15 protein-coding genes are annotated in these 19,975 nt (G+C 74.2%); 1 reads left to right on the top strand and 14 read right to left on the bottom strand.

Annotation, left to right across the window (positions count from 1 at the left end; all coding sequences use genetic code 11):
- Positions 1 to 29: 29 nt before the first annotated feature.
- From Q6347_RS10690 to ileS, 13 genes are all read right to left on the bottom strand, one after another.
- Positions 30 to 1,892 (bottom strand): HD domain-containing protein, encoded by a 1,863-nt coding sequence (locus Q6347_RS10690; RefSeq protein WP_304607338.1) that lies wholly within the window; start codon positions 1,890 to 1,892, stop codon positions 30 to 32.
- 5 nt (positions 1,893 to 1,897) lie between these two features.
- Positions 1,898 to 2,236, bottom strand: coding sequence for a P-II family nitrogen regulator (locus Q6347_RS10685; protein ID WP_171246855.1), 339 nt, complete (start codon positions 2,234 to 2,236; stop codon positions 1,898 to 1,900).
- Positions 2,233 to 3,519 carry an ammonium transporter gene (locus Q6347_RS10680; protein ID WP_304607337.1) on the bottom strand — a complete coding sequence of 429 codons (1,287 nt, stop codon included), beginning with the start codon at positions 3,517 to 3,519 and terminating at the stop codon, positions 2,233 to 2,235. Before Q6347_RS10680 ends, Q6347_RS10685 begins: the two co-directional genes overlap by 4 nt.
- Positions 3,520 to 3,712: 193 nt before the next feature.
- Positions 3,713 to 4,858 carry a signal recognition particle-docking protein FtsY gene (gene ftsY / locus Q6347_RS10675; protein WP_304603642.1) on the bottom strand — a complete coding sequence of 382 codons (1,146 nt, stop codon included), beginning with the start codon at positions 4,856 to 4,858 and terminating at the stop codon, positions 3,713 to 3,715.
- 37 nt (positions 4,859 to 4,895) lie between these two features.
- A complete protein-coding gene (locus Q6347_RS10670; RefSeq protein WP_304603641.1) occupies positions 4,896 to 5,264 on the bottom strand; it encodes a hypothetical protein in 369 nt (122 codons plus the stop codon).
- A gap of 10 nt (positions 5,265 to 5,274) precedes the next feature.
- Positions 5,275 to 8,844, bottom strand: coding sequence for a chromosome segregation protein SMC (smc, locus tag Q6347_RS10665; RefSeq protein WP_304607336.1), 3,570 nt, complete (start codon positions 8,842 to 8,844; stop codon positions 5,275 to 5,277).
- Positions 8,845 to 8,979: 135 nt separating this feature from the next.
- Complete coding sequence (gene ndk / locus Q6347_RS10660; RefSeq protein WP_304603639.1) at positions 8,980 to 9,420, bottom strand: nucleoside-diphosphate kinase; 441 nt, start codon at positions 9,418 to 9,420, stop codon at positions 8,980 to 8,982.
- Between the two features lie 24 nt (positions 9,421 to 9,444).
- Complete coding sequence (locus tag Q6347_RS10655; protein ID WP_304603638.1) at positions 9,445 to 9,891, bottom strand: DUF4233 domain-containing protein; 447 nt, start codon at positions 9,889 to 9,891, stop codon at positions 9,445 to 9,447.
- A 55-nt stretch (positions 9,892 to 9,946) separates the two neighbouring features.
- Positions 9,947 to 10,708 carry a dihydroxyacetone kinase phosphoryl donor subunit DhaM gene (dhaM, locus tag Q6347_RS10650; protein WP_304607335.1) on the bottom strand — a complete coding sequence of 254 codons (762 nt, stop codon included), beginning with the start codon at positions 10,706 to 10,708 and terminating at the stop codon, positions 9,947 to 9,949.
- Positions 10,705 to 11,349, bottom strand: a complete 645-nt coding sequence (gene dhaL / locus Q6347_RS10645) for a dihydroxyacetone kinase subunit DhaL (protein WP_304607334.1) — start codon at positions 11,347 to 11,349, stop codon at positions 10,705 to 10,707. The genes dhaM and dhaL overlap by 4 nt, the downstream gene beginning before the upstream one ends.
- Positions 11,346 to 12,341 (bottom strand): dihydroxyacetone kinase subunit DhaK, encoded by a 996-nt coding sequence (gene dhaK / locus Q6347_RS10640; RefSeq protein ID WP_304607333.1) that lies wholly within the window; start codon positions 12,339 to 12,341, stop codon positions 11,346 to 11,348. Before dhaK ends, dhaL begins: the two co-directional genes overlap by 4 nt.
- Positions 12,342 to 12,443: 102 nt before the next feature.
- Positions 12,444 to 13,865 carry a folylpolyglutamate synthase/dihydrofolate synthase family protein gene (locus Q6347_RS10635; protein WP_304607332.1) on the bottom strand — a complete coding sequence of 474 codons (1,422 nt, stop codon included), beginning with the start codon at positions 13,863 to 13,865 and terminating at the stop codon, positions 12,444 to 12,446.
- A 231-nt stretch (positions 13,866 to 14,096) separates the two neighbouring features.
- Positions 14,097 to 17,447, bottom strand: a complete 3,351-nt coding sequence (gene ileS / locus Q6347_RS10630) for an isoleucine--tRNA ligase (RefSeq protein WP_304607331.1) — start codon at positions 17,445 to 17,447, stop codon at positions 14,097 to 14,099.
- Positions 17,448 to 17,792: 345 nt separating this feature from the next.
- On the opposite strand from ileS, the gene Q6347_RS10625 reads away from it, so the two are divergent.
- A complete protein-coding gene (locus Q6347_RS10625) occupies positions 17,793 to 19,142 on the top strand; it encodes an MFS transporter (RefSeq protein WP_304607330.1) in 1,350 nt (449 codons plus the stop codon).
- Between the two features lie 18 nt (positions 19,143 to 19,160).
- On the opposite strand, the gene Q6347_RS10620 is transcribed toward Q6347_RS10625, so the two are convergent.
- On the bottom strand, positions 19,161 to 19,949 hold the full coding sequence (locus Q6347_RS10620) for an SDR family oxidoreductase (protein WP_171246843.1): 789 nt from the start codon (positions 19,947 to 19,949) through the stop codon (positions 19,161 to 19,163).
- Positions 19,950 to 19,975 lie beyond the last annotated feature (26 nt).

The raw sequence follows: 19,975 nt of genomic DNA, 5'->3' as shown, positions 1-19,975 counted from the left end.
ACGGGATGGATGAAGTGCGGTCCCCTAGCCTACCGGGCCGACCCGCGGTCGTCCGACCCGCCCTCGCTCGCCGTCTCCTCGGCGAGGGCCGCACGCGCCCGCTGCGTGAGCTGGTCCACGAGACTGCCCCGCCAGCCGGTCCACCCGGCGGGGCCCAGCGACGTCGCGTCGCACTCGGTCAGGGCCCGCAGCACCTCCAGCAGGTCGGCGCGGTGGTCGACGGCCTCCAGCAGGGTCCGCACCGTCGCCGGGTCCTCGGGGTCGGACCGCGTGGCCAGCCCCGACAAGGTCAGGTGATGGCGCACCAGACGCTCGACGTCGGCCACGAACGGCTCCGGGAATCCCATCCGGCGCACGATCCCGGGGGCCACGGTCGCGCCCTCGACCGAGTGGTCCGTGCTCGCGGCCCGCCGGCGCTTGCCGATGTCGTGCAGGATCGCCGTGACCAGCAGCAGGTCCGACGGCAGCAGGCGAGACGGCACGCCGTCGGCGATCTGCCGCTTGCGCACCCCGGTGGCGAGCGCCGCGGTCTCCACGAGGTGCCGGTCCACGGTGTGACGGTGGACGGCGGCGCGCTGGGGCTTGTTGCGCACGTCCGCCCACTCCGGGATCCAGGTCGTCACCGCCCCGGCGAGGTCGAGGGCCTCCCACACGTGGATCTGCGCCGGTCCGGAGGCCAGGAGCGTGAGCAGGTGGCTGCGCGCCGTCGAGGGCCAGGGCTCCGGGACCGGCGGGCACTCGGCCAACGACTGCATCGTGACCGGGGAGAGCACCAGGCCGGTGCGTGCCGCCGTCGCCGCGGCGCGCAGCGACAGCTGCGGGTCCTCGGCCGGGACGACGTTGACACCGAGCACGAGCTCACCGTCGTGCTCGACCAGCCCGTCCCCCACCGACCGCAGCCGGGGTGGCTGGCGACGACCGCGCACCACCACGGGCCGACGTGCCGCCGGACGCTGCAGCGCCTGCCGCGCCCGCCGCACGGTGGAGTCGAGGGCGAAGGAGATCTCGCGCCCGGCCTCGGCGAGGCTGGCCAGGAGCTCGTCCGGGTCGTCGTGGCCGCAGCGCGCGGCCACCTCGTCGAGGTCGGCCAGCAGCAGGCGCGTGGACCGCCGGCGCGTGACGACGTGCAGGGTGTCCCGGACGTCCAGCAGGTGGGCGTACGCCGCGTCCACCCGACCGTGCGGCCGGTCGGTCAGCCACGTCGCGGCCAGCGCCGAGACCACCACCGCGTCCCGGATGCCCCCGCGGGCCTCCTTGAGGTCGGGTTCGATGAGGTAGGCGAGGTCGCCGGACCGCTCGGCCCGCTCACGGACGCTGGAGAGCAGCTCGGGCAGCCGTCGCCGGGCGGCCGACCGCCAGTCGGTGAGGATCCCGGAGGCCGCCCGGTGGACGACGACGGCGTCGCCGGCCACGGGACGCACGTCCAGCCAGCCGACGGCGGCGGGCAGGTCGCGCATGGCCAGCTGCCGGGTCTGGTTGAGCGAGCGCACCGCGTGGTCGATGTCGACGCCGGAGTCCCACAGGGGGTACCAGAGGCGTTCGGCGACGTGCGCGAGCTCGTCGGGCTTGTGGGTGCGTCCGTCGTGGACGAGCACGAGGTCGAGGTCGGACAGCGGCCCGAGCTCGCCGCGGCCCAGCGACCCGACCGCGGCGAGCGCCAGCCCGGTGGGGTCGACGCCGGCGGTGGCCTCGGCGTACAGCGCGCCGACGCGGTCGGTGACGAGCTGTTGGAGGGTGGCCCGGCGGGCGACGCCGGAGCGTCCCGGACCGGTGAGGTCCCGTGCGGCGGCGAGCAGCTCGTCGCGGAGCCCGACGACAGGGCCCCGCACCCCGGGGGTGGGGTGCGGGGCCTGCTGCGCGGGGCCGCCGCCCGGGATCGGGTGGTCGGCCATCGGCGTCAGAGCGCGGCGTCGCCGTGCTCGCCGGTGCGGACCCGGGCGATGTCCTCGACCGGGACCGTCCAGACCTTGCCGTCACCGATCTTGCCGGTCTGCGCCGCGTTGACCACGACGTCGACGACGGACGCGGCGTCCGCGTCACCGACGAGGACCTCGATCCGGACCTTCGGCACCAGGTCCACGGTGTACTCCGCACCGCGGTAGACCTCGGTGTGGCCCTTCTGCCGGCCGTACCCGCTGGCCTCGCTGACGGTCATGCCCCGGACCCCCGATGCCTCGAGAGCCGACTTCACGTCGTCGAGCCGGTGCGGCTGGATGACTCCGGTGACGAGCTTCATGAACGAACCTCCTTGATGACAGAACCCTGCTGGATCGTCTCGTACGCGGTCTCGGAGTGCACGGCGAGGTCGATGCCGCTGACCTCGGCGTCCTCCGGGATGCGCCAGCCCATGGTGGCCTTGAGGGCCAGTCCGATCACCAGGGTCACGACACCGGCGAACACCATCGCGACGAGCGCGATGACCGCCTGCACGCCGAGCTGGGCGAAGTCGCCGCCGTAGAAGAGGCCCGTGCCGGTGGCGAAGAAGCCGAGGGACAGCGTGCCCCACAGGCCGGCCACGAGGTGGATGCCGACGACGTCGAGCGAGTCGTCGAAGCCGAACCGGAACTTCAGGCCCACCGCGAAGGCGGACAGCACACCGGCGACGAGGCCGACGAAGATCGCGCCGACCGGCGAGACGTCGCCCGCGGCGGGGGTGATCGCGACCAGGCCGGCGACGACGCCCGAGGCGGCACCCAGGGAGGTGGCCGAGCCGTCGCGCAGCTTCTCGGTGACGAGCCAGCCGATGATCGCCGCGGCGGCCGCGGTGGTGGTGTTGACCCAGGCCAGACCCGCGGCACCGTCGGCGCCGTAGGCGGAACCGGCGTTGAAGCCGAACCAGCCGAACCACAGCAGGGCGGCACCGAGCATGACGAACGGCAGGTTGTGCGGACGCATCGGCTCGCGGCCGAAGCCCTTGCGCTTGCCGACGATCAGGGCCAGCACGAGGGCGGCCACACCGGCGTTGATGTGCACCACGGTGCCGCCGGCGAAGTCGATCGGCGCGGCGTCCCCGAAGACGAACGGCCCGGCGTCGGACAGCAGACCGCCGCCCCAGACCATGTGCGACAGCGGGAAGTACGACAGCGTGGCGAAGAGGCCCGCGAAGACCATCCAGGTGCCGAACTTGACGCGGTCCGCGAGCGCACCGGAGACGAGCGCGACGGTGATGATCGCGAAGGTGGCCTGGAAGCCGACGTCGACGACGACGGGCAGGCCCTCACCGACGAACCCGCCGGACTCGTCGAGGATCGCACCTCCGCCGAGACCGAACTGCTCGAACGGGTTGGCGAAGAGCGAGTAGCCCTCCGGCCCCACGCCGGTGGCGTAGGACATCGACCAGCCCCACAGGACGTAGATGACCCCCACGACGGCCATCGCGCCGAAGGACATCATCATCATGTTCAGGACGGACTTGCCGCGAACCATGCCTCCGTAGAACAACGCCAGTCCCGGCGTCATCAGGAGCACGAGGGATGCTGAGGTCAGCATCCACGCGGTCACTCCGGTATCCAGCTCCATCGTGTGTTACTCCCCTCGCCAGCCCGTGTGGCCGGTCGGTGACCACCGTGACGTCGCGGGGTTTCACCTGGAGTGTCCGGACGTTACGTCCGTGTGACGAACGCCCACCGAGGGTAAACATCCAGTTTCTGTCCGGACTGCGAGACACCTGGGGGCCGTCGTGACCTTCCCGTGATCCGCCCGTGACCCCGGGTCAGAGCCCCAGGATCCCGTCCACGAAGTCCTCGGGGTCGAAGGGCGCCAGGTCGTCCGGTCCCTCCCCGAGCCCGACCAGCTTCACGGGCACGCCGAGCTCGCGCTGGACGGCGACGACGATCCCGCCCTTGGCCGTGCCGTCGAGCTTCGTCAGCACGATGCCGGTCACGCCGGCGACCTCCGAGAAGACCTTCGCCTGCTGCATCCCGTTCTGCCCGGTCGTGGCGTCCAGGACGAGCAGGACCTCCCCCAGCGGCGCCTCGCGCGTGATGACGCGGGAGATCTTGCCGAGCTCGTCCATCAGGCCCGCCTTGTTCTGCAGGCGTCCGGCCGTGTCCACCACGACGACGTCCGCGCCGTCCGCGGCGCCGGTCCGCACGGCGTCGAACGCCACCGCGGCCGGGTCGGCGCCGTCCCGGTCGGACCGGACGGTCTCCACCCCGACGCGCGCGCCCCAGGTCTGCAGCTGGTCCGCGGCCGCGGCACGGAAGGTGTCGGCGGCACCGAGCACCACGGACTTGTCCTCCGCGACCAGGACGCGGGCGAGCTTGCCGACCGTCGTGGTCTTGCCCGTGCCGTTGACGCCGACCATGAGGACGACCGCCGGCTTGGTCTCGCCGTCGACCACGGGCCGGTCCAGCGCCAGGGACCGGTCCAGGGTCGGGTCCACGATCTTCAGCAGCTCCTCGCGCAGCAGGTCGCGCACCGCCGCCGGCTCGCGCACACCGAGCACCCGCACCCGCGTGCGCAGCGCCTCCAGGAGCTCCTCGGCGGGGCCGGTGCCGAGGTCCGCCAGCAGCAGCGTCTCCTCGATCTCGTCCCAGTCGTCCTCGGTGAGCTGCTCGCGCGAGAGCATCGTCAGCAGCCGGGCACCCAGCGGCGAGCCGGACCGGGCCAGCCGGTCGCGCAGCCGGACCATGCGGCCCTCGGCCGGGGCGGGACGCTCCAGGACCGCGGTCGCGGTCGCAGCGGGTTCGGCGCCGGCGCTGTCGTCAGCGGCGTCCTCGGCCGCCTCCGGCGGCCGGGTGATGGTCGCGGAGCCGTCGGAGCGGCCACGACGCAGGCGGGGGACGACGAGCGCGGAGCCGAACCCCACGACCACGACGACACCCAGAAGGATCCAGAGCCAGAGAAAGTCAGTCACGGTCCCTCAGTCTCCCAGACCGCGGGCGGGAGGGACGTCAGCGGTCGCCGGCCGGCGGCGACGACCCGGTCCTCGGGGCGCGCGGACGGACGGAGCCCAGGGGCCGGATGACCGGGGCGTGCGGACGGACGCGGCCCTGGGCGCGCTGCAGCGCGTCCGACAGCTCGTCGGCGTCGACGTACCCCGGAGCCTCCTCGACGTTGGCCGCGAAGAAGGCGTCCATGTCCGTGTCCACCGGGGGCGGGGGCGGGGCGGCGCCCCGGTTCCTCAGCCCCGCCCGGAAGTCCCGCACGAAGCCGCGCAGACCCTCGCCGTCGTCGTCCCCGTTCTCCATCACGCTCGCCACGAGGAACACCGCTGCGCACAGCAGCAGCGAGGCGAGGGACCAGACGACGAACGTGACCACGGCAGCATTGTCACCCCGCCTCGGCGGATTCGCTCAACCGCTGGGAGATGACCGTCGTCACACCGTCGCCGCGCATCGTCACGCCGTACAGGGCGTCGGCAATCTCCATCGTGCGCTTCTGGTGGGTGATGACGATGAGCTGCGAGTCGTCGCGCAGCTCGCGGAAGATCTCCAGCAGGCGCCCCAGGTTCACGTCGTCCAGGGCGGCCTCGACCTCGTCCATGACGTAGAACGGGCTGGGGCGCGCCTTGAAGATGGAGACCAGGAAGGCGACGGCCGTCAACGACCGTTCGCCCCCGGACAGCAGCGACAGGCGCTTGACCTTCTTGCCCGCCGGCCGGGCCTCGATCTCCAGGCCCGTGGTGAGCAGGTCGCTGGGGTCGGTGAGGACGAGGCGGCCCTCGCCGCCGGGGAACAGCCGGGAGAACACACCCTCGAACTGCTCGGCGGTGTCCCGGAACGCCTCGGCGAACACCTGCTGCACCCGGTCGTCGATGTCGGCGACGATCTGCAGCAGGTCCTCCCGCGACTTCTTCAGGTCCGCGAGCTGGTCGGCGAGGAACTGGTGCCGCTCCTCCAGGGCCGCGAACTCCTCCAGCGCGAGCGGGTTGACCGTGCCGATCCGCTTGAGGGCGCGTTCCGCCGACGCCAGCCGCTTCTCCTGCTCGGCGCGCACGTACGGGACGGGGGCCGGGTCCGGGTCGTCCTCGGCGGCGTCCGCCGGGCGGGCCACGGGCACCGGGTGGTGCGGCCCGAACTCCTCGACGAGCACGTCGGGATCCGTGCCGAGCTCGTCGACGGCGCGCGTCTGCAGCTGCTCCAGCCGCGCGACCTGCTGGGCCCGCGCGACCTCGTCCCGGTGCGCCGCGTCCGTCAGGTCGCGCAGCTCGCCGGCCAGACGTTCCGCCTCGGCCCGCACCTCGTCGACCTCCCGTCGCTGCCGGTCCCGGTCGGCCCGGGCGCGAGCCTGCTCGTCCCGGGCGCGCTCGATCGAGCGGCCGAGGGCGTCGAGCGCGGTACCGACGTCCGCCCGCACCTCCGCCGCCCGGGCCGCCTGCGCCGCGCGGCGGCGTGCGCGCAGCGCCGCCTGCTCCCGCGCCTGCCGCTCCTGCTCGGCCGCCCGGGCGAGCCCCTGGGCACGCCCGGCCACCGCGCGGGCCCGTTCCTCGGCCGTGCGCAGGGCGAGCCGCGTCTCCGTCTCCGCCTGGCGCGCCACCGTCGCGGCCTGCTGCGCCGCGTCGCGCGCCGCGGTCGCCGCCGCCACGTCCTCCTCCGAACGGGCCGGCTCGGCCTCGGCCACCTCCAGCCGGCGCTGCAGCCCGACGAGCTCCTCCTGCGCGGTGCGGCGCCGCTCGGTCGCGGAGTCCATCGTCGCGCGGTGGCGCTGCGCCTCCGTCTGAGCGGCACGCCGGGCCGCGCCCAGGTTCCCGAGCTGCTCGGCCACCGCCGCGAGCGCGGCGTCGGACTCGTGCAGCCGCCCGAGCGTCTCGTCGTGGCGCTCCTGGGCGGCGTCACGCGCCCCGCGCGCGGCGGTGAGCTCGTCCCCGTGCCGCTGCGCGCGGCGCTCGGCGTCCTCGAGTCCCGCACGCGCCTCGTCCAGGGCGCCGGTCAGGTGCAGCACGCTCGGCGCGGCGGCCGAACCGCCGGAGGCACGGTGCGCGGCGAGCAGGTCGCCCGCCCGGGTGGCGGCGACGACGTCGGGGCGCGCGGCGACGAGCGCCCGCGCCTCGGCCAGGTCCTCGACGACCACGACGTCGGCGAGCAGCGTCCGCACCGCGGCACCGGCCGCTCCCGAGGCCGTGACCACGTCCACCGCGGGTCGCGTGCCGGCCGGCAGCTCACCCAGGTCCCGGCCCGTCGCGGAGGGCGCCGACGCGCCGACCACGAGACCCGCCCGTCCGCCGTCGTCGTCGCGGAGCAGCCGCAGAGCGTCCACGGCGGCCTCGAGGCTCTCGACCGCCACGGCGTCGGCCAACGGGCCGAGCGCCGCGGCCACCGCCTCCTCGAACCCCGGTTCCACGCCGAGCAGCGCCGCGACGGAACCGAGCACGCCCGGCTGGTCGGCGGCGAGCAGCGCGCCGGCGCCGTCCTTGCGGTCCAGGCTCAGCTCGAGGGCCTCGACCCGGGCCGACCAGGTCGCGCGGTCCTTCTCGGCCGTCGCCACGAGGTCCGTGAGCCGGTCGACGGCCTCCCGCGCGCGGGCGAGGTCCTCGGCGGCCTGCTCGTGCTCGGCGTCGAGCCCCTCCTCACCGGCCTCGGCGCCGACGGCCTCCGCCTCCAGCGTCGCGAACTCCCGGGCGGCCTCCTCCGCGCGGCGCTCGGCCTCCGCGAGCCCGTCCCGCACCCGCTCGATCTCCGCGTCGGCCGCCTCGACCCGGCTGCGGCACGTGGACACCTGACCGGCCAGGCGGGCCAGCCCCTCCCGCCGGTCCGCCGCCCCACGGTGCAGGGTGGCGAGCTCGCGCTCCGCGTCCTGGGCGACGCGCTCGGCGTCCGCGCGGCGTGCCTCGGCGGCCTCGAGCGCCTCGCGGGCCAGCTCCACCTCGCGGGCCAGCTCCGCCTCGGACACCCGCGCGCGCTCGGCCTGGGCGTCGAGCTCGTCCGGGTCCTGGCCGCGGTGCTCGGGCTCGGCCGTGCCGAGCAGCCGCACCCGTTCGTCGGCCAGCGAACCCAGCCCACGCAGGCGTTCGCGCAGCCCGTCCAGGGCGTGCACGGTCTCCGAGGCGCGCGCCGCGGCGCGACCCGTCCCGGCCGCGGTCGCCTCGAGCCCCGTCAGCCGCCGCCGGCTCGTGGCCAGCCGTTCCTCGGTGGCTCGCTGCTGCTCCTTCAGCGCGGCCTCGTCGGCACGCTCCTGCTCGAGCCGTGCACCGAGCTGGGCGAGGTCGTCCGCCAGCAGCCGGGCCCGTGCGTCACGGACCTCGCTCTGCACCGCCCGGGCCTTGCGGGCCGCCTCGGCCTGCTTGCCCAGCGGGCCGAGCTGACGCCGCAGCTCGGTGGTGAGGTCGGTCAGCCGGGCGAGGTTGCCGGCCATCGCCTCGAGCTTGCGCAGCGCCCTCTCCTTGCGCTTGCGGTGCTTGAGGACACCCGCGGCCTCCTCGATGAAGCCGCGCCGCTCCTCGGGCGTGGCGCGCAGCACGGCGTCGAGCTGCCCCTGGCCGATGACGACGTGCATCTCCCGGCCGATGCCGGAGTCGCTGAGCAGCTCCTGGACGTCCAGCAGCCGGCAGGTGCTGCCGTTGATGGCGTACTCGGACCCGCCGCTGCGGAACAGCGTCCGCGAGATCGTGACCTCGGTGTAGTCGATCGGCAGCGCGCCGTCGGTGTTGTCGATGGTCAGCGAGACCTCGGCACGGCCCAGCGGCGGGCGACCCGCCGTGCCGGCGAAGATGACGTCCTCCATCTTGCCGCCGCGCAGCGACTTGGCACCCTGCTCCCCCATCACCCAGGACAGGGCGTCCACGACGTTGGACTTGCCGGACCCGTTGGGACCGACGACGCACGTGATCCCCGGCTCGAACCTCAGCGTCGTCGCCGAGGCGAACGACTTGAAGCCGCGCAGGGTGAGCGTCTTGAGGTGCACGACGGCGAGCCTATCCGCCGTCGCCGAGGAACCCGCGCATCTGCCCCGGCGTTCCCGGCGGCCGCGCCGCGGGCGGAGGACGTCCCTCCGCCCGCTGCGCCGTGCGGCGTCGGGGCGGTACCGCGGGTCGGTACGTCAGGACTGCGGGAACCAGATGCCGATCTCGCGGTCGGCCGACTCCGGCGAGTCCGAGCCGTGCACGAGGTTCTGCTGGACCTTCAGGCCCCAGTCGCGGCCGAGGTCGCCGCGGATCGTGCCCGGCGCCGCGGCGGTCGGGTCGGTGGCCCCGGCCAGCGACCGGAACCCGGCGATGACGCCGTCGCCCTCGGCGATGACGGCCAGGGTCGGGCCGGACAGCATGAAGTCCACCAGCGGGGCGTAGAAGGGCTTGCCCTCGTGCTCGGCGTAGTGCGTGGCGAGCTGCTCGGGGGTGGCGTGCACGAGCTCGACGGCGGCGAGCGTGTAGCCCTTGGCCTCGACGCGCCGCAGGATCTCGCCGGACAGGCCGCGCCGGACGCCGTCCGGCTTGACGAGGATCAGCGTGCGCTCGATGGCAGAGGTGGTCGGTTGGGTCATGCCGTCACCCTAACCGCGCGGCGCTCACGCGTTGGGTGCGGTGCCCGGGTTCTCGGCGTCGTACGCGGCGCGCTCGGCGTCGATGCGGGCGCCGAGCCGCAGCGCGACGACCCACAGGACGACGAAGATCCCCGCCACGAGGAACATCATCGGCAGCAGCAGACCCAGGGCCAGCACCGGGACCTGCACCACCGTGCCTGCGACGTACCCGCCCGGCCGCGAGACCAGCCGGGAGAGCACCACCAGCACGACGAAGAGCACACCCGTGACGGTCCACATCGCCGCCATGGAGTCGATGACCAGGGGTCCGCGCTCGAACTCGGAGTCGCGCAGGCCGTACAGGGCCAGCGCCGCGAACAGCACCACGAACGCCTCGAGCTGGAGCATCGTTGCGGCGAACTGGACCTTCGCCGGCTTGCGCGGCGTGATGCGGTCGCCGGGGCGGGGGCGGTCGTCCTTCGTGCGGCTCACCGTCCCAGGGTATCCGGCCCGCGGGACCCTCCCGCCGGCGGCGGGGTGACCGATCTCACGCCTCGCCGAAGCCGCCCTCGATGAGTCCCGTCACGAGCGCGACCGCGGTGTCGGCGCCCTCGCCCCGGGCCGTGACGGTCACCCGCTGCCCCGCCGTCGTGCCCAGCGACATCAGGGCGAGCACGCTGGCCGCGTCCGCCCCCTCGACCGTCACGGGCACGCCCAGGTCCGCCACCGAGCGGGCGACGACGGCGGCCGGACGGGCGTGCAGCCCGAGGGGGTTGCGGATCTCCACGACGGCGCTGACCTCGTCCGCGGCACCCGACGAGGGTGCCCCCGGCTCCGGGACCACCTCGCCCTGCGTGCCCGTCGCCGCGACCGGTGGCCCCTCGGCCCCCGAGGACTCGACGAGCTCGTACACCGGCTCCGGTCCGATGGACCGGGCGGCGTCCTCGGCCGCGGCCACGACGCCGTCCAACCCGGCGCCCTGCTGGGCCGTGACCGCCGCGGCGACCGCACCCTCGACGAACGGGGCCGAGACGAGGCGCACGCGGCGCGTGAGGTCGGGGTCGATCTCGAGCGCCGACTCCACGGTGAGCACCGCCGACCCGAGGTCGGCGAGCACGACGGCGGACGCGGCACCCGCGAGCGCGGCGTCCAGGGCCTCCTGCACCCGCTCGAGGGAGGTCCCGAGCCCGCCGTCGACGTCGCCCGCCGCGCAGCGCACCACGACGTCCGGCGCCATCTCGGCCGTCAGCTCGGCGACGCCGTCGGCCAGGCGTGTCGAGTGCGAGACGAGCACCAGGGCGACGCTCACGCCGCCGCTCCCTCCGCGGCGGTCACGGCCGCGGCCAGCAGCATCGCCGTCGACCGCGCGCCCGGGTCCTCCGTGCCCGCGCTGCGCTCGCCGAGGTAGGAGGCACGGCCCTTGGTCGCCACGAGCGGGACGGTGGCGACCGCACCCGCCTCCGCCGCCTCCGCGGCGGCCCGCAGCACGGCGACGGCGTCACCGGACTCCGCGGCGCTCTCGGCGGCCTCGACGGCCGGCTGCCAGGCGTCGACCATCGTCTTCTCCCCCACGTGCGCGCGGCCCCGGGCGACGATGCCCTCCGTGGCGGCCTCCAGGAGGGACACCAGGTGGCCCGCGTCCGCCGTGGCCTCGTCCACGACCTTCGACGCCCGCAGGAACGCCGTGCCGTACAGCGGCCCGGACGCCCCGCCCACGGTGGACATCAGGGTGGTGGCGACCAGCTTCAGCACCTGCCCGACCGTCTCGGCGGGTGCCTCCTGGCCGTCGAGCTTGGCCACGACGGCGGTGAAGCCGCGGTCCATGTTGTTGCCGTGGTCCCCGTCCCCGATGCGGCGGTCCAGCTCGGTCAGCTCGTCACGGCCCGCCTTGAGGTCGCTCGCCGCCTGCCGGATCCATCGTTCGGCCCATCCGACGTCGAGCTCGGTCACCACGTGAGGGCCGGGGTCCGGACCGGCGCGTCCCAGAGCTCGAGGAGCTCGTCGTCGAGGACGGCGACGGTCACCGACACCCCCTGCATCTCCAGGGACGTCACGTAGCTGCCCACGAGCGAGCGCACGACCTCGACGCCCTGGTCGGCCAGCATCTGCCGGGCGACGCCGTACACGACGTAGAGCTCGCTGGCGGGCGTCCCGCCCATGCCGTTGACGAAGAGCAGGACCCGGGACCCCGCGGCGAGGTCGATGTCGTCGAGGACGGAGTCGACCAGCCGGCGGGTGATGTCGCTGGCCCCGGCCGCCTGGACGCGCTGACGGCCCGGTTCGCCGTGGATCCCGATGCCGATCTCGACCTCGTCGTCCGCCAGGTCGAAGCTCGGCCGCCCGACGTGGGGCACGGTGCAGGCGGTGAGGGCCACGCCCATGGAGCGCACCCCGGCCACGACACGTTCTGCCAACGCGGCGACCTCCGCCAGGGAGGCGCCCCGGGCGGCCGCGGCACCGGCGACCTTCTCGACCACCAGGGTGCCCGCCACGCCGCGACGGCCGGCCGTGTACAGCGAGTCCTCCACCGCGACGTCGTCGTTCACCAGCACGCTGGCGACCTCGATGCCCTCGGCCTCGGCCAGCTCGGCGGCCGTCTCGAAGTTCAGCACGTCGCCGGTGTAGTTCTTGACGATGAGCAGCACGCCCGCCCCGGCGTCGGCGGCCTGCACCGCCGCCAGGACCTGGTCCGGCGTCGGCGAGGTGAAGACCTCCCCGGGCACGGCGGCGTCCAGCATGCCCGCTCCGACGAAGCCGGCGTGGAGCGGTTCGTGCCCGGAGCCGCCACCGCTGATGACGGCGACCTGCCCGGCGGGCGTCCCGCCGGCCCGGGTCACGAAGTTGGGTTCGGTGTGCACCGAGATCTGGTCGGCATGGGCCAGACCGAATCCTCGGAGCGAATCGGTGACGGCCTGTGCCGGGTCGTCAAGCAACTTCTTCATCGCACAACCTCCTCAGCGCGGGGTGTCCGATCCCTATCCAACACCCGTGCCGGAGACGTCGCAGCGTGCGCGGGAAAACCACCCGCCCGGCGTCGGTGCCCGTCAGCCGCGGCCGACGAGGAGGCGGGCGTCCGCCACGGTGACGACGGAACCCGTCACCACCATGCCCGTGCCGTGACCGATGCCGACCGTGTCCGCCGACTCGACCAGGTCCGTGGCGACCTGCAGCGCCTCGTCCAGGCGCTCGGTGACGTGGACCCGGTGGTCGCCGAAGATCTCCCGGGCGATCTCCGCCACGGCGAACGGGTCGGCCGACCGGTCCGAGGAGTTGCGGGTCAGCACGACCTGCGACATCCCCGGCTCCAGCGCGGCGAGCAGCCCCTCGGCGTCCTTGTCGGCCATGAGCCCGACGACGCCCACCACGGTGCGCAGCGTGAACGCCTCGTCGAGGGCCGCCACCAGCGCCTCGGCGCCGTGCGGGTTGTGCGCGACGTCGACGAGCACGGTCGGGCTGGACCGGACCAGCTCCAGCCGCCCGGGGACGCTGACGTCCGCGAACGCCGTCTCCACGGCTCCCCCGTCCAGGGCACGGCCCCCGAGGGCCTGCTCGGCGGCCGCGAGCGCCAGGAGCGCGTTGTGCGCCTGATGCTCACCGTGCAGCGGGACGAAGATCTCGGTGTAGGTGGCCAGCGGGGTGCGCAGCGTCACCATCTGCCCGCCGACGGCGACCTGGCGCGCCACGACCTCGAGGTCGACCTCCTCGCGCAGCAGCCGGGCGCCGACCTCGACGGCCCGCTCGGCGAGGACCTCGTCGACCTCGGGACGCTGCACGGCCGAGAACGCCGTCGCGTCGGACTTGATGATGCCGGCCTTGATCGCGGCGATCTCCGCCGGCGTCGACCCCAGCCACTTCTCGTGGTCGACGCTGATCGGCGTGATGACGGCGACGTCGGCGTCGGCGGTGTTGGTCGTGTCCCAGGTGCCGCCCATGCCGACCTCGAGCACGGCGATGTCGACGGGCGCGTCGGCGAAGGCGGCGAAGGCGAGACCGGTGAGGACCTCGAAGAAGTTCAGGCGGGACTGCCCGGCCTCCTCCAGCTCCGCGTCGACGACCTGGACGTACGGGTACACGTCGTTCCAGGTCTCGACGAACCGGACGGCGCCGAGCGGCTCGCCGTCGACCTGGATGCGCTCGGTGACGCTGCTCAGGTGCGGGGAGGTGAACAGCCCGGTGCGCAGCCCGTGCTCCCGGACCAGGCGCTCGGCCATCCGCGCGGTGGAGGACTTGCCGTTCGTGCCGGTCAGGTGGATCGCACGAAAGGTGCGCTGCGGGTCCCCGAGCAGCTCGAGCAGCCGCGCGACCCGGTCGAGGGTCGGCGAGACGTCGTGCTCCGGCGCGCGGGAGACGATGTGGGCGTAGATGCGCTCGAGGTCCTCGGACGCGGCCGCGTCCTCCGCCGCGGCGCGGGCCGCCTTGCGCTCGTCGGCCTTCTGCTTCTTGGTCTTGCCCTGCTCGTCATTCACGCCACGAGATTACGCGACCGTCCGCCGGATCAGCGCACGGGTCACCCACCCTCCCCTGCCGGGTCAGGGCACGGTCCCGCGAATCAGGGCACCCGGTCGCGAGTCAGGACCGCACGCGGCGAGTCAGGACGGATCCGTCCTGACTCTCCACGCGGCGTCCTGACCCGCGAGAGGTCGTCCTGACTCGCGAGGAACCGTCCTGACCCGCGAGGGCGAGCGGGCCGGGCCGCGTCAGGCCTTGGCCACCTGGACGGTGCGCTCGCCGTCGCCGCCGGTCACCGTCATCGACGTGGCCAACGTCTCGCGCATGACGAGGTCGCGGTGCGCCTCGACGGCCTCCACGTCGCCGGCCGGGACCTCGAGCGTCAGCGCGATGCGGTCGCTCACCTCGAGCCCGGCGGCCTTGCGGGCGTCCTGCACGTCCCGCACGACGTCGCGGGCGTACCCCTCGGCACGCAGGGCGTCGTCGAGCGCGAGGTCCAGGACGACGAACCCGCCGCCCGGCAGCACGCTCGCCGCGACGTCGGCGCCGGCCTCGTCGCCGACCACGGTGGTGAGCTCGTACTCGGAGGCGAGCAGCGGCACGTCGCCGTCGTCGGTGGTCACGACGACCTCGCCGTCGGCCTGGTGCCACGCCCCGGCCTTGGCCGCCTTGATGACCGCCTGCACCCCGCGACCGAGGCGCGGCCCGGCCGCCCGGGCGTTGACCGCCAGCCGTTCGGTGATCCCGAACCGCTCGGAGGCCGCGGCGTCGGCCAGGACCAGGTCGACGGCCTTGACGTTCAGCTCCCCGGTGAGCAGCCCGGTGTAGCCCGCGAGCGCCTCCGGGTCCGGCACCGCGACCGTGAGGCGGGCCAGGGGCTGGCGCACGCGGAGCTGGTGGGCCTTGCGCAGCGCGAGCGTCGAGGACACGACCGCACGCACCTCGTCCATCGCGGCCACGAGTGCGTCGTCGGCGACCAGCGCCTCGGCCTCGGCGCAGCCGACGGTCGCGCCGGCGGGCGCCTCCAGGCTCGGCCAGTCGGCCAGGTGCACCGACCGGCCGCCGGTCAGGCCGCGCCAGATCTCCTCGGTGACCAGCGGGGCCAGCGGGGCCATGACGCGGCACAGCACCTCGAGGGCGGTGTACAGGGTGTCGAACGCGTCGGCGTCCTCCGCCCAGAAGCGGTCGCGCTGGGTGCGCACGTACCAGTTCGTCAGCACGTCGAGGTGCTCGCGGACGGTCTCGCACGCCCCGGCGACGTCGTAGGCGTCGAGCTGCTCGGTGACGGTGCCGACGAGGTCGTGCGTGCGGGCCAGCAGGTAGCGGTCGAGGGCCGGCAGACCCGGCACGCGATCGCCCGTGATCGGCTTCGCGACGTACCCGGCGCCATCCTGCGCGCTGTTCGCGTAGAGGGTGAAGAAGTAGTAGGTGCTCCACAGCGGCAGCAGCACCTGGCGCACGGCGTCCCGGATGCCGTCCTCGGTCACCACGAGGTTGCCGCCGCGCAGGATCGGGCTGGCCATGAGGAACCACCGCATGGCGTCCGAGCCGTCCCGGTCGAAGACCTCGGTGACGTCCGGGTAGTTGCGCAGCGACTTGCTCATCTTGCGTCCGTCGGAGCCCAGCACGATGCCGTGCGAGACCGCCGACCGGAAGGCCGGGCGGTCGAACAGCGCCGTGGCCAGGACGTGCAGCGTGTAGAACCAGCCGCGCGTCTGGCCGATGTACTCGACGATGAAGTCGCCCGGGTAGTGGTGCTCGAACCAGTCGGCGTTCTCGAACGGGTGGTGCACCTGGGCGTACGGCATCGAGCCGGAGTCGAACCAGACGTCCAGGATGTCCTCGACGCGACGCATCGTGGAGCGCCCCGTGGGGTCGTCGGGGTTCGGCCGGGTGAGGTCGTCGACGAACGGACGGTGCAGGTCCGGCTCGCCCGCCGCGTTGCGCGGCAGCCGCCCGAAGTCCCGTTCGATCTCCGCGAAGGACCCGTAGACGTCGACGCGCGGGTAGGCGGGGTCGTCGGACTTCCACACCGGCACCGGGGAGCCCCAGAACCGGTTGCGCGTGATCGACCAGTCGCGGGCGTTCTCCAGCCACTTGCCGAACTGGCCGTGCTGGATGTGGTCCGGGGTCCAGGCGATCTGCTCGTTGAGCTCGAGCATCCGCTCCTTGATCTTCGTGACCTCGACGAACCAGGAGGACACGCCCATGTACATCAGCGGCTGCCGGCAGCGCCAGCAGTGGGGGTAGGCGTGGTCGTAGGACTCGCGGCGCAGCAGCACCGTCCCGGCGCTGACGGACCCCGTGTCGGCCTCGCCACGGGTCCGGGCCTTGAGGTGGTCGATGATCGGGGCGTTGGCGTCGAACACCTGCAGGCCGGCGTACTCCTCGACCGGTGCGGTGAACGTGCCGTCCGCCTTGACCGGCATGACGCTGGCCACGCCCTCGCGGTCGCAGACGATCTTGTCGTCCTCGCCGAAGGCGCCGGCGGAGTGCACCAGGCCGGTGCCGTCCGTGGTGGTCACGAAGTCGGCCTCGACGACGCGGTGGGCGCGCTCGCGACCGGCGTAGTAGGAGAACGGCGGGGCGTAGGTGGTCTCGAGCAGGTCGCGACCGGTCAGCCGGGCCACGACGCGCGGGGCCTCGGCGCCCTCGTCGGTCAGCTCGCGGGCGTAGTGGTCCAGGCGCGCCTCGGCGAGCACGAACCGCTGCGGCGACCCCGTCGGCGAGGCCTCGACGACCACGTAGTCGATGTCGGTCCCGACCATGACGAGCAGGTTGGACGGCAGGGTCCACGGCGTCGTGGTCCAGGTGAGGAGCCGGTCGCCCGCGGTCAGCCCGGCCGACGCGGCGCGCTCCGGCACGGTCAGGACCTCGAAGCCCACCGTCACCGCCGGGTCCTGGCGGTTCTGGTAGACGTCGTCGTCCATGCGCAGCTCGTGGCTGGACAGCGGCGTCTGGTCGTTCCAGCAGTACGGCAGGACGCGGAAGTCCTCGTACACCAGCCCCTTGCGGTGGAGCTCGGAGAACGCCCAGATCACCGACTCCATGTAGTCGGGGTTGAAGGTCTTGTAGTCGTGGTCGAAGTCGACCCAGCGCGCCTGGCGGGTGACGTAGTCGCGCCACTCGGCGGTGTACTTCAGCACCGAGGAGCGGCAGGCGTCGTTGAAGTTCTCGATCCCGAGCTCGAGGATCTCGTCCTTGGTCTTGATGCCGAGCTGGCTCATCGCCTCGAGCTCGGCGGGCAGACCGTGGGTGTCCCAGCCGAAGCGGCGCTCCACGTGCTTGCCACGCATGGTCTGGTAACGCGGCACGACGTCCTTGACGTAGCCGGTCAGCAGGTGGCCGTAGTGCGGCAGGCCGTTGGCGAAGGGCGGGCCGTCGTAGAACACGAACTCGTTCTCGCCGTGCTCCCCCGCCGGGTTCTTGGCCACCGAGGCGCGGAAGGTGTCGTCGGCCTCCCAGTACGCCAGCACGTCGCGCTCGATCTGCGGCAGCTGCGGGGACGCGGGGACGCCGGCGATGCCGAACGCCTCGCCGGGCGTGGCGGTGGGCGCGTCGGCGGCGCCGTCGGACGTGCGGTGCAGCGGGTAGGCCATGGGCGGGCTCTCCTGAACGAGCGGGCGGTACGGGTCGTCGTGGTGCACTGCGAGGACGACGTCGGCTCCCCGCGCCGTCCTGGCGGACGACTCAGGTGCCGGGCCGCGGTACCACCCCGCTTGCGGACCGTGTCCTCGAGGAACCCGTCCACCGCTCGTCGGAGGCTGTGACGGGCCCACCCGTCCGGTTCTACTCGGCGCCGGGTCGCGCCTTTCTTCCGGAGGCTCGCCGGTGATGGCCGGGTCGACGCCTGTGCGGACCATGGTAGCCCGCGCCGCGCCGGAACCGCACCGGCTTTCAGGAGTACCCTGCGGGGTATCCCTGCGCGTACGACCTGGAGGACCATGTCCGCCGCCCCGGCATCCACCCGTCCCGTCGTGGAGGTGCAGCGCCGCACGCTGCGCGTCCTGGTCCTCGCCCAGGTGCTGTCCGGCGCCGGACTCGCGGCCGGCATCACCGTCGGCGCGCTCCTCGTGACGGACCTGCTGGGCTCGGCACGGTTCGCCGGCCTCCCCGCGGCGCTGTTCACCGGCGGGTCCGCCCTGGCGGCCCTGGCCGTCGGCCGGTTGTCGCAGCGCCACGGCCGCCGCGCGGGTCTCGCCGCCGGCTACGTCGCCGGCGCCGTCGGCGCGTTCGTCGTCGTTGCCGCCGCGGCCGCCCAGAACGTCTGGGTACTCCTGGGGGCGTTCGCGCTCTACGGCGCGGGCACGGCCACCAACCTGCAGGCGCGCTACGCCGGGGCCGACCTCGCCGCACCGCACCGGCGGGCCCGGGCCCTGAGCACCGTGCTGGTCGCCACGACGCTGGGCGCCGTCGCCGGCCCGAACCTCGTGGGCGTCATGAGCGACGTCGCCACGGGCTGGGGTCTGCCGGCGCTGACCGGCCCGTTCATCCTCGGCGGCGCCGCCTACGCGGCGGCCGGGATCGTACTCGGGGTCGCGCTGCGGCCCGACCCGCTGCTGCTGGCCCGGCGGCTCGACGAGGAGGCGGTCGAGAACGCGACGGTGCCCGCCGCGGTCGAGGTCCCGGAGACGGACGACGCCGTACCGGGCGCGACGGCGCACGACGCCCCGGCGGAGACCGCGGCCGAGGACCCCGGGGCCGTGCGCCGCGCGGTGCTCGTCGCCGGGACGGTCATGGTCCTCACGCAGGCCGTCATGGTCGCGATCATGACGATGACGCCGGTCCACATGGCCGACCACGGGCACGCGGTGTCGACCGCCGGGTTCGTCATCGCCGTGCACGTCGGGATGATGTACCTGCCCTCGCCGCTGTCCGGCTGGCTGACCGACCGGTTCGGGCCGCTCCGGGTGGCGGTCGCCGCGGCCATGACGCTGCTGGCCTCCGGTCTCGTGGCCGGGCTCGTGCCGTCGTCGTCCGTCGTCGGTCTCGCCGTCGGCCTCGGTCTGCTGGGTCTGGGCTGGAGCCTCGGGCTGGTGTCCGGCACCGCGATGCTCACGTCGTCGCTGCCCCTGGCGACCCGGGCCCGCACCCAGGGCGCGGTCGACCTCACGCTCGCGCTGGCGGGAGCGGCCGGCGGGCTCGGGTCCGGTTTCGTCGTGGCGTCCAGCAGCTTCGCCGTCCTCTCGCTCGGCGGCGGGCTGCTGGCCCTGGCCGTGCTGCCCGTGGTGGCGCTGACCGCCCGGTCCCGGACCGGACCGGACCGGGCGGCTGCCGCGGACCGGCCGGCGTGACCCGGGCCGGTCGGACCGTCACACGCCCGTGCGCGCGATCTTCTGGTTGTGGGCCTGCGCCCGCGGCCGGATGACCATCAGGTCGGTGTTCACGTGGGCCGGGCGGGTCAGGGTCCAGGCGACCGCGTCGGCGACGTCCTCGGCGAGCAGCGGCTGGTAGCCCTCGTACACGGCCGCGGCCCGGTCGGCGTCGCCGTCGAACCGCACGAGGGAGAACTCCTCGGTGGCGACGGCTCCCGGGGCGATCTCCATGACCCGGACCGGTTCGCCGGCGATCTCCCAGCGCAGGGTCGTGGACAGCATCCGCTCGGCGTGCTTGGCGGCGGTGTACCCGGCCCCGCCCTCGTAGGCGCCGTGGGCGGCCGTGGAGGTCACCACGACGACGTCGGACCCGCCGTCGGGCCCCGCCGCCTCGGCCGACGCGCGCAGCAGGGGCAGCACCGCCTGGGTGACGCGCAGGGTGCCGAGCACGTTCAGCTCGTACATGCGCCGCCAGCCGTCCACGTCGCCGTCCTCCACCCGGTCCTGGCCCAGGGCCCCGCCGGCGTTGTTGACCACGGCGTCCAGCCCGCCGGTCGCCTCCAGGTGCGCCGCGAGCGCGGCGACCGCCGCGTCGTCGGTGATGTCCAGGGGGTAGGCCTCGGCCCCGGTCTCGGCGGCGAGCGCCTCGAGCCGGTCGGCACGCCGCGCGGCGGCGACCACCCGCCAGCCCTCGGCGCGCAGGCGGCGGACCACGGCGGCCCCGATGCCGGAGGACGCCCCGGTGACGAGGGCACGGCGGGCGGGCGCGGACGGGTTGCTGCTCATGGGTCGGCTCCTCGGGGTCGGACGGT

The sequence above is a fragment of the Isoptericola sp. b408 genome (assembly GCF_030588085.1).
Lineage (GTDB): Bacteria > Actinomycetota > Actinomycetes > Actinomycetales > Cellulomonadaceae > Isoptericola > Isoptericola sediminis.
This window is presented reverse-complemented; position numbering and strand designations above follow the sequence as displayed.

What these genes read in the sequence shown, in the direction of transcription:
- Q6347_RS10690 (WP_304607338.1), bottom strand. Translation starts at nt 1,892, where the DNA reads ATGGCCGACCACCCGATCCCGGGCGGCGGCCCCGCGCAGCAGGCCCCG.
- Q6347_RS10685 (WP_171246855.1), bottom strand. Translation starts at nt 2,236, where the DNA reads ATGAAGCTCGTCACCGGAGTCATCCAGCCGCACCGGCTCGACGACGTG.
- Q6347_RS10680 (WP_304607337.1), bottom strand. Translation starts at nt 3,519, where the DNA reads ATGGAGCTGGATACCGGAGTGACCGCGTGGATGCTGACCTCAGCATCC.
- ndk (WP_304603639.1), bottom strand. Translation starts at nt 9,420, where the DNA reads ATGACCCAACCGACCACCTCTGCCATCGAGCGCACGCTGATCCTCGTC.
- dhaK (WP_304607333.1), bottom strand. Translation starts at nt 12,341, where the DNA reads ATGAAGAAGTTGCTTGACGACCCGGCACAGGCCGTCACCGATTCGCTC.
- ileS (WP_304607331.1), bottom strand. Translation starts at nt 17,447, where the DNA reads ATGGCCTACCCGCTGCACCGCACGTCCGACGGCGCCGCCGACGCGCCC.
- Q6347_RS10625 (WP_304607330.1), top strand. Translation starts at nt 17,793, where the DNA reads ATGTCCGCCGCCCCGGCATCCACCCGTCCCGTCGTGGAGGTGCAGCGC.
- Q6347_RS10620 (WP_171246843.1), bottom strand. Translation starts at nt 19,949, where the DNA reads ATGAGCAGCAACCCGTCCGCGCCCGCCCGCCGTGCCCTCGTCACCGGG.